At 51.2% G+C, this 12,727-nt stretch carries 9 protein-coding genes; all 9 read right to left on the bottom strand.

All coding sequences use genetic code 11. The annotated features are described in order from the left end of the window. Nucleotides 1-53 precede the first annotated feature (53 nt). Nucleotides 54-1,394: a glycoside hydrolase family 30 protein gene (locus A372_RS0115935; RefSeq protein WP_019421872.1), complete on the bottom strand. Its 1,341-nt coding sequence runs from the start codon at nucleotides 1,392-1,394 to the stop codon at nucleotides 54-56. A gap of 144 nt (nucleotides 1,395-1,538) precedes the next feature. Further along, on the bottom strand, nucleotides 1,539-2,552 hold the full coding sequence (locus tag A372_RS0115930; RefSeq protein ID WP_019421871.1) for a LacI family DNA-binding transcriptional regulator: 1,014 nt from the start codon (nucleotides 2,550-2,552) through the stop codon (nucleotides 1,539-1,541). Between the two features lie 351 nt (nucleotides 2,553-2,903). Next, nucleotides 2,904-5,093, bottom strand: coding sequence for an alpha-galactosidase (locus A372_RS0115925; protein ID WP_019421870.1), 2,190 nt, complete (start codon nucleotides 5,091-5,093; stop codon nucleotides 2,904-2,906). A 52-nt stretch (nucleotides 5,094-5,145) separates the two neighbouring features. Beyond that, nucleotides 5,146-6,645 carry a helix-turn-helix domain-containing protein gene (locus A372_RS0115920; protein ID WP_019421869.1) on the bottom strand — a complete coding sequence of 500 codons (1,500 nt, stop codon included), beginning with the start codon at nucleotides 6,643-6,645 and terminating at the stop codon, nucleotides 5,146-5,148. After that, nucleotides 6,642-8,387, bottom strand: coding sequence for a sensor histidine kinase (locus A372_RS0115915; protein WP_019421868.1), 1,746 nt, complete (start codon nucleotides 8,385-8,387; stop codon nucleotides 6,642-6,644). The genes A372_RS0115920 and A372_RS0115915 overlap by 4 nt, the downstream gene beginning before the upstream one ends. Nucleotides 8,388-8,429: 42 nt before the next feature. Beyond that, nucleotides 8,430-9,251, bottom strand: a complete 822-nt coding sequence (locus A372_RS0115910; RefSeq protein WP_019421867.1) for a carbohydrate ABC transporter permease — start codon at nucleotides 9,249-9,251, stop codon at nucleotides 8,430-8,432. After that, nucleotides 9,248-10,132, bottom strand: a complete 885-nt coding sequence (locus tag A372_RS0115905; protein WP_019421866.1) for a carbohydrate ABC transporter permease — start codon at nucleotides 10,130-10,132, stop codon at nucleotides 9,248-9,250. The genes A372_RS0115910 and A372_RS0115905 overlap by 4 nt, the downstream gene beginning before the upstream one ends. A 77-nt stretch (nucleotides 10,133-10,209) precedes the next feature. After that, nucleotides 10,210-11,496, bottom strand: coding sequence for an ABC transporter substrate-binding protein (locus A372_RS0115900; protein WP_019421865.1), 1,287 nt, complete (start codon nucleotides 11,494-11,496; stop codon nucleotides 10,210-10,212). A 378-nt stretch (nucleotides 11,497-11,874) separates the two neighbouring features. Then, nucleotides 11,875-12,702, bottom strand: coding sequence for a sporulation protein YpjB (locus A372_RS0115895; protein ID WP_019421863.1), 828 nt, complete (start codon nucleotides 12,700-12,702; stop codon nucleotides 11,875-11,877). Nucleotides 12,703-12,727 lie beyond the last annotated feature (25 nt).

Below are 12,727 nucleotides of genomic sequence, written 5' to 3'. Positions count from 1 at the left end.
CAGCGAAGCCGGATGCCCACTTGAGCGAACGGCTTCGCCGGTTATGGCACGGCTTAACTGTGGATCAGGATGGTAGCGATGGAATGCGGCGGCAGCACAGCTTCCGTAATCTGTTCACCTAGACCGATCGCAGCTTGGCGGGCTTCGTCGCTCTCGTTCATCAGCACGGCGGCAATGCTGCCGTCCGGGTTGCGGAACGCCGTCGCCAGCACCCCGTCTACCGCAGACGTCAAACCTATGCGCACGGCGCCTGGCACAATGTATTTGCTAAAATGACCGATGTAATAATAAGAGCTGTTATAGTGCAGCGTATCTGTCGTCGTATCCGCAATGATCGGGGCATCGCATAGATTGTTCACATGGTTAGGTCCGCCGGTCTCGTCCAATACGATGTTCCAGTCCAAATAACCTTCGGTCCAATTGTTCAGATCGCCGATGATGTTACGCCCGTATCGCTCGCCTGTAAACCATTCGCCGAGCTTAACGCCGCCCTCTTGGCATCCTTCCGTGAAGAGGAGATGCTTGTCTGGGAACATGTCATGCACCTTTCCCACATTTTCGAACTCCTCGCTAACATACCAGTGGAAGCCAGTGCCCCATACATATTTCGCCGCTTCCGGATCGGACAGGACAACCGAGGCGCGATCTACTATAATGTCGCGGTTGTGATCCCAGATGAGGATGTTCACATCCTGCATACCTGCTTCATGCATAACCGGACCGAGGTGGTTTTTAATAAAATCGCATTCTTCTTCCGCGCTATAAATGCAGGAATCCCATGTCTGCACCGCGTCCGGCTCATTCTGTATCGTGATGCCCCAGATCGGCACACCCGCATTGCGGTACGCCTCAATAAATTTCGTATAGTAACGGGCCCAGACGTCGCGGTATTCCGCCTTCAGCTGACCGCCGTGATTCATCTCTCCATTCGTCTTCATCCATGCGGGCGGGCTCCAAGGAGACGCCAGCATCGTAATGTCTCCGCCTTTCACTTTGACTGCATCTTTAATTAACGGCAGCACCCAGCGGTGATCACGGGAAATATCGAAGGTGCTCAGCTCGGAATCAAAGTCCTCCACGTACGTATAGTTCTCCAGCGCAAAGTCGCAGCTATGAATATGAACGCGTCCAATCGTGTATCCCAGTCCCTCGCTAGCATCGAAATAGCTGCGGATAGCTTCAGCCCGCTTCTCTTGACTCATGCGGGAAAGCGTATACGCCGAAGCCTCGGTAAATGCTCCGCCGAAACCGAGTATCGTCTGATATGTAACGTTAGGATCCAACTCGATATCCGCCGTTCGACCCTCTACTCTTGCCGTGAAGGAAACAACCCCCTTGTCACTAAGCCGATCTGACGTTTCCTTGCTTGTAAGTATCCATTTTCCTTGTGCCATTTCATCCAACTCCTTTGATATATATGAATCGAAACCGGTTTCGAAAAACCACAAAAAAAAGATTTCGGTTCCGGCGGCTTGCCTTCCCCGTGAATAAGAACGAAACGCCCTGCCTGCGTTCCCGCACACAAAGCATATTCATTCTTATTGTTCAACGCGGATGCACGACTCCCGCACTACTAACTCCACTGGCAGCACGATCGCTTCTAACGAGGTCGTGTCGTTATCGATGGATTGGATAAGAATCTCAGCCGCCCGGCTCCCCATACGAACACTGTCTTGACGAATCGTCGTCAGTGCCGGCGTCAAATACTGGGCTAGATCGATATCGTCGTATCCTATAATCGACATATCGCGAGGGAGCGATAATCCGTGCTCCTTAGCCGCTATCATAGCTCCCAAGGCCAGATGATCTCCTGCCGCAAACATGGCGGTCGGCCGCTCTTCAAGCTCAAGCAGCTTCATCATGGCAGCGTATCCGCTTTCAATGGAAAAATAAGCGCCCGCTACGATGTACGCTTCCTGCGGCTGCAGCTTCAAGCGCTTCAACGCAGTTGTGTAGCCCGTCTCCCGCTTGGCGCCCGCAAACGTATTCATGCCGCCGGTAATGTGAGCGATACGCCGATGCCCCAATGAATGCAAGTATTCGACGGCCCGGTAGCTGCCCTCGATATTGTCCGAGTAGACCGCATGGGCTTGCGTCGTATCGTAATCGATGACTACGCACGGGATGTTGCTGTCAAGCAGCTCCTGCAGGTCGGGATCATCATAATCCGACAAAATGACGACCACGCCGTCAACACCGCGAAGCTTGCAGTTCTCCAAGTACCCGCTGCGCCTGCCGCCCACGTCTTTCGAGATGAACATCAGCACATAGCCTTTCGAAGCTGCGACCTGCTTGAAGCTCTCAATCACAGCACTGAAGTAGGGATGACGAATTCCGATTCCCGATGATTCTACGAACAGCACGCCAATCGTCCACGATTTCTTCGTCGTAAGCGTGCGAGCATGGGCATTGGGCACATAGCCGAGCTCTTCTGCTGCCTGCAAAATCTCCTGCCTCGTTCTCGCTCTCACGTCGGAGTAATTGTTGAATACCTTGGATACCGTTGTAGGTGAGTAGCCGGTTTTTTTGGCAATGTCATAGATGGTGATCAATCTGGAGCTCACTCCTGTGCTAAATTCCACCAAAGTGGTTCCTTAATAATTTGCATTCTATACGCTTCACCCGCATTCGTCAAATCACAACTATATAAGTGGTGGACAACTGACGTGCTGAACGTAGAGTTGAACTACATTATTTTCGTGATCGAAGTAAGCCCAATGAAAAATATACAGCAAAATGTATGGCATAGACAGGTAAACGGCGTGTGGACTTATATTTCGTCCAGTGGATCCGGCTGCTTTTCAGCGATTTCTGAAATAAGAGGTTCAAAGCACTGTAGATTTCCGACAGTTATGCCACAACCGCCACCTCTGCTCATTACGCGCAAAGGTGGCGGTCAGTTCCTACAAAGCTGTAAATCGGTACATAATGCTGCAGAAATCGTGCTCCATCTGCGGTATAAAAATTCCCGCATACATGAGCTCATCCCCGCCATAGATGCGTCCAGTCTGCTCTAAATGATACATCGTATCCGGGCACAGACCTCTCAGCTTAATGCGGCAGCTAGCTGGATTGGGTTCTGCAAGCACGCGGAAGTGACCGAGCAGCGCATCCGATCGATCCGCGGAGACGAACATCCACGCCGTGTCATTGCCTTCGAACGGACTGCGCAGCCGGTACATGTCCCCATTCTGAACCAAGGCGCGCACTGACTTATAGAATGCTACTTGCTCCTTAACCGCCGTCTTCTCGGCGTCCGTGAACTTGGTCAGATCGAGCTCATAGCCGAAGTTCCCCGACATCGCGACATGCCCCCTCATCTCTAAGGAGGTGACTCTGCCAATCTGATGGTTCGGCACCGCTGACACATGCGCACCCATCGTGCTAATCGGATAGACGAGGCTTGTGCCGTATTGAATCTTCAACCGCTCTACCGCATCGGTATCATCGCTCGTCCACGTCTGCGGCATATAGTACAGCATGCCGGGATCGAAGCGCCCGCCGCCGCCAGAGCAGCTCTCGAACAACACGTGTGGGAAGGCGGTTGTCACCTGCTCCATTACGCTGTATACACCCAGCATATAGCGATGAGCAGTTTCCCGCTGCCGCTGCGGCGGCAAGCTGGCCGAACCGATCTCCGTCATATTGCGGTTCATGTCCCACTTCACATAAGAAATGGGGGCCTTCGCCAAAATGTTGGACAGTGATTCTACGACCGCATCGCACACCTCTTGGCGCGAGAAGTCCAGAATAAGCTGGGATCTCGCCTGCGTCCGTCTGCGATCGGGCACATGCAGGCACCAATCCGGGTGGGCTCGGTACAACTCGCTGTCTGGCGAGATCATTTCCGGCTCGAACCAGAGGCCGAATTGCACACCTTGCGCATTTACCCGGCGCGCCACATCATCCAGACCGCCCGGCAGTTTCTCGGTATTGACGAACCAATCGCCAAGCGAGCTGCGGTCATCGTTCCGCTTGCCGAACCAGCCGTCGTCCAGTACGAGCAGTTCGATGCCTAGCTCTCCAGCCGAGCCCGCCAATGCCTCAATCTTGTCTGCCGTAAAATCAAAATACGTCGCTTCCCAATTGTTCACGAGCACCGGGCGCTCGCGATCGCGGAAATGTCCGCGGCATAGCCGGGTACGATATAGATGGTGATACGTTCGTGACATTTCGCCCAGCCCTGCGCCAGAATAGACCATGACCACTTCCGGCGTCTGGAACGATTGGTCTGGTTCAAGCAGCCATTCGAAGTCGAACGGATTCATCCCCATCGAGACGCGCGTCGAGCGGAATTGATCGACTTCCGCCTGCGCCAGGAAGCTTCCGCTATAGACGAGGCTGAAGCCATAGACATCACCGTGCTCCTCATCCGCCCCGCGCGACAACAGCGCAATGAACGGATTTTGCTGATGGCTGCTCGACCCGCGGCGGCTCTCCACCGATTGCGTGCCCGTGGCTAGCGGATGCCGGTCGATGTGGCGTTCGCGCGCCCAAGCGCCCGGCAAGCGCAGCAAGTCGAACTCCGCATGCGGGAAGTCGACGCTCATGCTAAGCGCCCGCTGCAGCTTCATCTCTGAGGTGCTCGCATTCCTATAGCGGACAGAGCGGATGATGGCATCATGCTCTGCGTACACGGTATACTGCATAACCGCTCGCAGCTCTGTGACCGCATCTTCCATCTCGATCTCGAGCGTCATCGCTTCTCCCTCAGACTCGACATATGTCGCAGGCAGTCCCTCTAATCGAGGCTTCCCACTTATAATTGTGTGACTTTTATAGATAAGCTCAGAAGCAGTCGCTCCTTGCTCGAACTGCACTTCATAGGCCGGATGGCGAAAATCCCCGCACCCATAGCCTGGCAGCTCCTGCGGGAGCGTGTCGGTCGAGAACGAGCGGTCCCGCGGGTCTGGATTCGGGTGGAACGAACAGCGATCCACATAGCTGATCCGCTCCATCTCATGAATTCCTCTCAGCTTGCGGCCCCAATACACATGGACCAAGTAACCGCCCTTCACCACTTGCATCATGTAGCTAGTCCCTTTGGTCTGCAGGTGAAAAAGCTGCTCCGCCTCGTTGTAGACTATATTCATCATTACCCCTCCCAAGTATTTTCTTCATCTATTTGTTGCAAGCATGAATACCTTAATGCAAATCTTGCAGCTTCCGCTTCTTCTTATATTCGGACGGCGAGCATCCCTCGAATTCGAAGAAGCATTTCGTAAAATGTCTGGTACTGTAATAACCGACTTTTTCGGCAACCTGCTGCACCTGCAGAGCTTGGTCCGCAAGCAGCTGCTTCGCCTGCATCATCCGCAGCCGGGTTACATATTTCACAAAGGTCGTGCCTGTCGTTTGATGAAATAACGTGCTTAAATAGTTCGGCGTCACACGGAAGTCCCGGGCCAGCTCCGCCAATGTGATTTCACATGCATAATGCTGTTCCAAATAGGAAATGACCTGTTCGATCATCCGTGAACCGCTATCCTTCGAAGCATGGTGCTGGAGCAGCGATTCCCCGATCTCATATAGTGTCCGAACCCATTCATCTCCCTGTAAACTGATTCGGCGGTTCAAAGCTACACAAGCATACTCTTCAATCGGTTGAGCCACAGGCTGAGGCAAACTGTGCAATCCTTCTGTAATGAAATGCTGGCGGAGACGATCAACCGTCTTCATATAGGCCAAATAATGGTGTGCCTTATAGGCTTCACTCAGATCGAGCCATAGTTGGCCGAGTTCCATAAGCCATTCGGGGTGCTGGCCGACGAGCTGCTCCTTGCTCCAATGTCTGCCAATCCCTTTCGTCACGCGCAGCGGAGCTGCGCGCGAACATTCGTTCAGCTCCAGCCGCAGCTCCTGCAACGAGAGGCATACCCCCGTCGAGAATAACGTCACGGCAGCCTGCTTGCCGCTTCGTGCCTGCACATCTGCTTCCAGCTTGCGCAGGAGCCTGCGCAGCACCCGGCTTCCCTCCTCCTCCCGCTCCGGCAGCCAAGCGCCGATAAAGGCCATCTCTCCATTGGGAAGCATGAATAGAGCGGGATAGAATGACTCTGATACGGCAGCTTCCATCTCAAGGCGCAGCTGCGAAAAAAATTGCTGGTGGAACGCTTCCGCCCGTTCTTCCATACCACTGTCGATCGCGAACGAGACGCCGGTATAATGCGCCCGCTCCATAAATGTATCTTTGCGCGCCAATGCAGGGTCAATCCAACCCGAGAAGGCCGCGTTTAAATTGCTCTCGAACTGCTTCTGAAGCAGGTTGCGCTGTTCTTGCACCATCTTGGCGACTCTATGCAGCGCCTGCTCCAATTCCTTGGCGCTCGATGGCTTCAGCAGGTAATCGGAGGCCCCCAGCTTGACGGATTCCCGCGCACTGTCAAAGTCGGAGAAGCCGGTAAGAATGATCCAATGCGTCAACGGAGATTGATCTTTCCCGATGCGCATCGCCTCCAACCCGCCCATCTCCGGCATCCGCAGATCGAGCAGCACAATATCGGGTCTGCAATCCGGCAGCAGGTCAAGCAGTTCCTCTCCGCTCTCCGCTTGGCCGCATATTTCAAACGGATGCGGCATCTCTTGAATCATGCTCACCAGAGTCATGCGCACCAGATATTCATCATCGGCAATGATAATTCTCATGCACTCACTTCTTCCTTCCGGATTTGAATCGTAATCTTCGTCCCCTCATGCACTGCGCTTTGCACGGCAAAGACCGGCGACTGGTACAGCAGGTTCAAGCGTTCCTTCGTATTGACCAGCCCGACCGCATTCGGCCGGACCGCTGCGGCATCGAAGCCTTTTCCGGTATCTTCGATTACAATCGAGAGCCATTGCTCGCCATCCACCAGCTCCATCGCAGCATTCACCTGCAAGGCGGCTGGACGCCTGAGCGGTTCGATGCCATGAATGATCGCGTTCTCGACGAGCGGCTGAAGCAGCAGCTTCGGAATCGTATACTCGCCGACTTCCTCCTCATGCGCGATTCGGAATGTAAACTTGTCGCCGAATCGCATCTGCTGCAGCTCGCAATATCGCTGCAAAAAATCGAATTCCTCACGAATGGTGCTCTTCGTCCGATCTTCTAATGTATAGCGCAGCATTCGGCTGAGCGACACGATGGCTTCCTCCAACACATCCCGCTTGTTCATGCGGTTCAAACCGATAAATCCATTCAACGTATTATAGAGAAAATGCGGCTGAATCTGCGACTGCAGCGCACGGTACTCTGCCTCTTTCAGCTGCAGCTTGCCGATATATTCTCGTTTGACCATATCGCTAATCTGATCCGCCATCATGTTATAGGCAAGCGATAACTCATGTATCTCGCCTGAACCACTCTTCACTTCAATGCGCGATTGCCAATCTCCGCGCCGGAAGCGATTCATAGCGGCCAGCAGCTTGTTATATGGATTGATAATCCAACGCGATAACAGGTTGAACAGCAGGAATGTCGCCACCACTCCGGCAATGGCGAACAATGCGCCGACGATATAGAACCAACGGATATTATTCATTAATTCCGTCTCGGACAGCAGCACGACGATGCTCCATCCTGAACTGCTCATCTTCTTCGCGATTTTGACATACGAATCGTGCTCGCCTTTAACCACTTCACCAGCTTGGACAACTTGCAGTTGCATCTCTTCTGTCAGATCGTGATTGGAGAAGATCAACTTATCGTCCTGATCATAGATGCTCACCACCGAAGAGACATCGAATTCGATATCCTTGACCAAATGATTAATGATCGACAGATCCGCATCAGCCATCAGAACAGCGAGCGGTTGCCTTGAATCTGGATCCTGAATGAGCCGGGCTACCGAGAAGGCGTGCGACACGGCCGGATTCGTAACATAATCACGCGGATGCGGGCTAATGAATACCGTTTTGCCATCGGCATCGTACGCTTTCTTATACCAAGCTTGATCCCGGAATGGGTAATTCTCTGTAATCTGTCCCCCTTGTGAGGAAGGGATCATATAAGTAGAACCGTCCAGCGGCAGCAGCACAATTCCAAGAATGTCGCTCCGCAGATTGCGCATCAAATTTGGCAAGCTGTTGCGCAGCGCGCGCTCCGACAGCAGCTTCGTATAATCGTCTACCTCGCTATAGCGTGAACTCGCTTTCAATTTCAGCGCAGTCATAACTTCATCGCTCAAATAAGGCGTAATCGTAAGCCGTACCAAGTCGTCTAAATACGTCTCCATATTTTTCGACAGCGATTCCAAAATTGTCTCCGTCTGCATCGACGTCTTGTCCGTAATGACGTTATAAAAATAGGAGGGCATCACGTACACGATGACAATCATCGGAATCATCAAAACGATGAAGTACAGAACGAGCAGTTTAGAGCGCAGCGAGTGCAATTTCTGTAATGTCATGATGCCCTCCTACCGTTTAGTACGTAGTCAAAAGGCCGCTTTCTACCCTTTGACCGCGCCAGAAGACAAGCCGTGAATGAACTGCTTCTGCAGTGCCAAATAAACCAATGTTATCGGCAGCGCCCCCATAAGCGAGCCTGCGGCAACCCAACCGATATTGCTGTTATATTGTCCGAAAAATTTCGCCAATGATACAGTGATCGTCCGCACTTCGGTCTTTTCCAAGAAAAATACCGAGAATTGATAGTCATTCCAAATCGCAACCCCCGCCAAAATAATAACGGTCGCCGTCACTGGCTTCAGCAGCGGCATAATGAGCCGGAAAAATAGTCCGATACGGCTGGATCCGTCGATCATGCCCGCTTCATCCAAATCTTTCGGTATCGTTCCGATGAACCCGGTATACAAAAATATCGTAATCGGCAAGTTGAACGTCACATGGATGAGAATAATTCCCCAGTACGTATTGAGCGCTTGGATATCAACGTAGAAACGGTACAATGGCACCAGAATCGCCAACGGCGGCACGATGAGCACCGAGATGAACAACATATACATGAATTTGTTCCACTTCGTCTGATGACGCGCTAATGGATAGGCAGCCAACGAGCCGATGACGACGACGAGAACCATCGCAACTCCTGTAATAATGGTATTATTAATGAACGCTCTGCCGAGATTCGCTTCATTCCAAGCATTCACGAAGTTATCGAGATACAAATACCCCGGAAATGCCCATTTGGAAGAAAGATCGTCCGTCGCCTTGAAAGAGCTGGTCAACAAAATATAAAACGGAATCGTATGAATCGCAACTAGCAAAATCGAACCGATTGCAATGAGCCATTTTTTGTACGCTTTCATCATTGCTGCATCTCCTTTCTCCGCAAGAAGTACAGCGCAGACATACTAATGACGGATATAATGATGAACATCAGGTTGCCGAGCGAAGCCGCATAACCCGCATCTTGTCTAGAGAAATACAGATGATACATCAACGTAGATAGCGACGAGGACGCATACCCCGGTCCGCCGTTGGTCATGGCAATAATAACGTCGAACAGCTTCAACCCGCCGATCAGATTGAGCACCACGTTAATCGTGATGGATGGCGCGAGCAGCGGCAGTGTAATGTTGCGGAATTGCTTGAGTGACGATGCTCCGTCAATTTGCGCAGCTTCATAATACTCTTTTGAAATCGATTGCAAACCGGCCAAATAAATAACCATCGCAATCCCCATGTATTGGAACGTATTGACAAAAGTGATGATCCATACGTTTATATCCGCATTTGCTAATAAGTTAATCGGCTCGTCCTGGAACAATAGAACAATATCGTTCAGAGCGCCCCCGTTGTATTGGAAGAAGAAATACCAGATGTAGCCCATAATGAGCGGACTAATAATAACCGGTAAATATACGATAGTTCGGATAAGTCCTTTGGCCCGAATCGAGCGGTTCAAGTATAAAGCGTACAACAGACCGAGCATATTTTGCAAAAAAGTGCTGCCCATACCGTAAATAAGCGTGTTTTTCATGACGTTAACAATCTGCGGATCAGAGAACATCCGGCTGTAGTTGTCAAAGCCAATCCATCTGAAATCTTGAGAATACCCGTCCCAGTTCGTAAACGAAATCTGGATTCCCTTTATAAAGGGATAGAACACAAACACAGCAAACAGCGCTAGGGCGGGAATATAAAATAAATTCAAAACGCTGCCCGATGATAGCTTTCTCTTCGTATCCATCGCTACCTCACTCCTGACCTCTAATGGAGAGAGGGCTTGCTCGGATGAACAACGCCCTCTTCACATAAGCTTGTCGTCTATCTATTTCTCAGACGTTCTACTTCTTGCTTCATTACTTCGGAATATTTCTCCGGCGTGGTACGTCCCGCCAAGAGCTCTGTACCTTGCTTGCACAATACATCCCACATTCCACTCGGCAAAAAGACGCGGTCGAAGTAAGGGAATACACGAACATCTTTGTATTGCTCATAGAAAGGAGAGAATTCGTGCTGCGCTTCAACGCCGTTGAGTCCCGGAGGAAGCATCGTGACGTTGGCGATTTTGCTCATGTTCTCTGGCTTGGCAAAGAATGCGAGGAACTTTTTCGCTTGCTCCATTTTTTCGGAGTCTTTCCATATCCCCATCGTAAAGCGCTCGCCGCCTGAGAAGCTTGGCTCGTCGCCAGCAATCAGCGCAGGCACAGGCATGTAGCCGATTTTCATGTCTTTATTGATTTTGCGCACTTCTTCCGCAAAACTTGGGTTAACCATAACAAATGCTACTTTTCCCTCTGCAAACTGACGGGAAGCATCGCTGTATTTTGCAGTGATGACATCTTTGTTGATGTAGCCTTTTTCGTGCATCTCTTGAAACTTCTCAGGCAGTGGCGTCCACTTCGTCCAATCGAACGTTCCGTCCAGAAGCGCATCTTTCTCATTGTTCTCCGGGCTGATGAGCAGCGGTGTCGCCATCAGATCGAAGTATTGGCCGATCGTCCAATCGTCGATGCCGGAGAAGTGGAACGGAACCGTCTCGCCGTTCGTTTCTTTCACAATCTTATCGGCTGCCGCCATCAATTCGTCAAATGTCTTTGGAACCGGGATATTCAATTTTTCAAGCAGATCGGCATTGTAGGTGAACCCGTCTTTCGCTTCGCTCAACACGAGTGCGTATACTTTGCCATCTTTGTCAGTGACAACATCTTTGATGGTGTCCGTTAATTGAGGAACCCACGCTTCATCACGCAAATCCGCCAAGTAATTGCCATAGCGCACCTGCGCCCAGCCATGTGTATCGAAGACGTCCGGCATTTCATTCGCTGCCATCTTTACTTTCAAGATGTTATCATGCTCAGAGCCCGGGAACTGCAGGTCGACGTCAATATCTGGATTTTCTTGCTTGAACGCCTCCACGATATCTTTGTACACTCTTTGAACAACCGGATCATTCACACTGCTGTCGACAGTTATTCTTGACGCGGCCGAACTACTTTTCTTCGTTTGATCGGTATCTATCTTCGTATCTCCCGATCTACTGGAACATCCAGCTAGCAGCAGGATTGCTGCCAATGCTACGGTTACCCCTTTAATGAATCGCGTTTTCATTGGTTTGGACCTCCTAGTTGTAAGCGTTGTCACCATTTTATCAAGCTATTCACATGCAAGATACGACCTAATCTACGATGAAAGCGCTCTTTTTTAATCTGCGCGGCAATTGAGTCTCTCTCATGGCTGACTTCTGCCAAGTTATTCACCCCAGTGACACGCTAACAAATGACGGATTATCGACGTGTCAGCAGACATGCCAGAGCCGAAGCCGATGCCTCAGCAGTTCTCTGGTCGTCGTGCCGACCTTTGAAAAATATGACTTCGCCTTCCGATTCAGTCGTTCCTTCAAGTCGTTACCATCACGAATGTATTCAGTTAAAACATCAAAAACGCATTCGTCAGGGACGAATGCGTTTTGGCCTTCTTTTATCCTGCTCATTTTCTGAAACGACCAGGACGAATCACATCCTGCTCATAGCGATACTTCTGAAAGGCAACGTAGGTTAATGTCAAGCAGACGATAAATGCGAGCATGAACGTCCACTGCATGGGCAGCGAATCATTCTGCAATGGTCCTAACGCAGGTTCTTCCTTCGACTTGCCGAACAATTGGCTTAACAGCACATCTCCATACTTATTCAGCGCTTGATTCACTTCTGCCGTTCGAATCTCACCTTGCACGCCCCGCTGAACGAGCTGAACGATGGACTCCATTATTTCTATCGACTGTGGATTGCGTTGAATGATGGCGGCCGCTCTTATCCGGTCTATATGCTCCAGCCATTGGTTTGCCCTGATCTGCCAATCTTCTTTTCGTTCCGCTTGCATAAGACGACTCATATCATCACGCAGCACCTGCTCATACTGCAGCCACATTGCTTGCTTCGGATGGGTTAACGCATCCGTAGCCAAGCGCAGGCGCGCCGTTACGTGCATTAGCTTCGGTTCATTGATTTCAACGGCGGGCAGGGCTCGCTTCACCTGCACAATCGCATCGCTCAAAGCTCGTACACCCTCAACACCCGTCACACCCGTGAACGAAGTCTCTGTCATCAACTTACCCATCTCTGTCACTTTGTGCTGTGCCTTTTCCCACTCTCCGGCGACGACAAAACGGTATAGTTCCTCCGCTTGTTTGTCCAACATACGCCAATTCGCGCCAGGCCCTGTATCCAGCTTTTCGCCGGTCAACGCCACAGCTGCAGGTGCATAAGCAAACAAGCATAATCCGAAAATTCCGAACATGACGATGAGCGCACGCATGTACATCCCTCCCTCATCATCGTAT

It is taken from the genome of Paenibacillus sp. OSY-SE (genome assembly GCF_000283315.1).
Classification (GTDB): domain Bacteria; phylum Bacillota; class Bacilli; order Paenibacillales; family Paenibacillaceae; genus Paenibacillus_B; species Paenibacillus_B profundus.
This window is presented reverse-complemented; position numbering and strand designations above follow the sequence as displayed.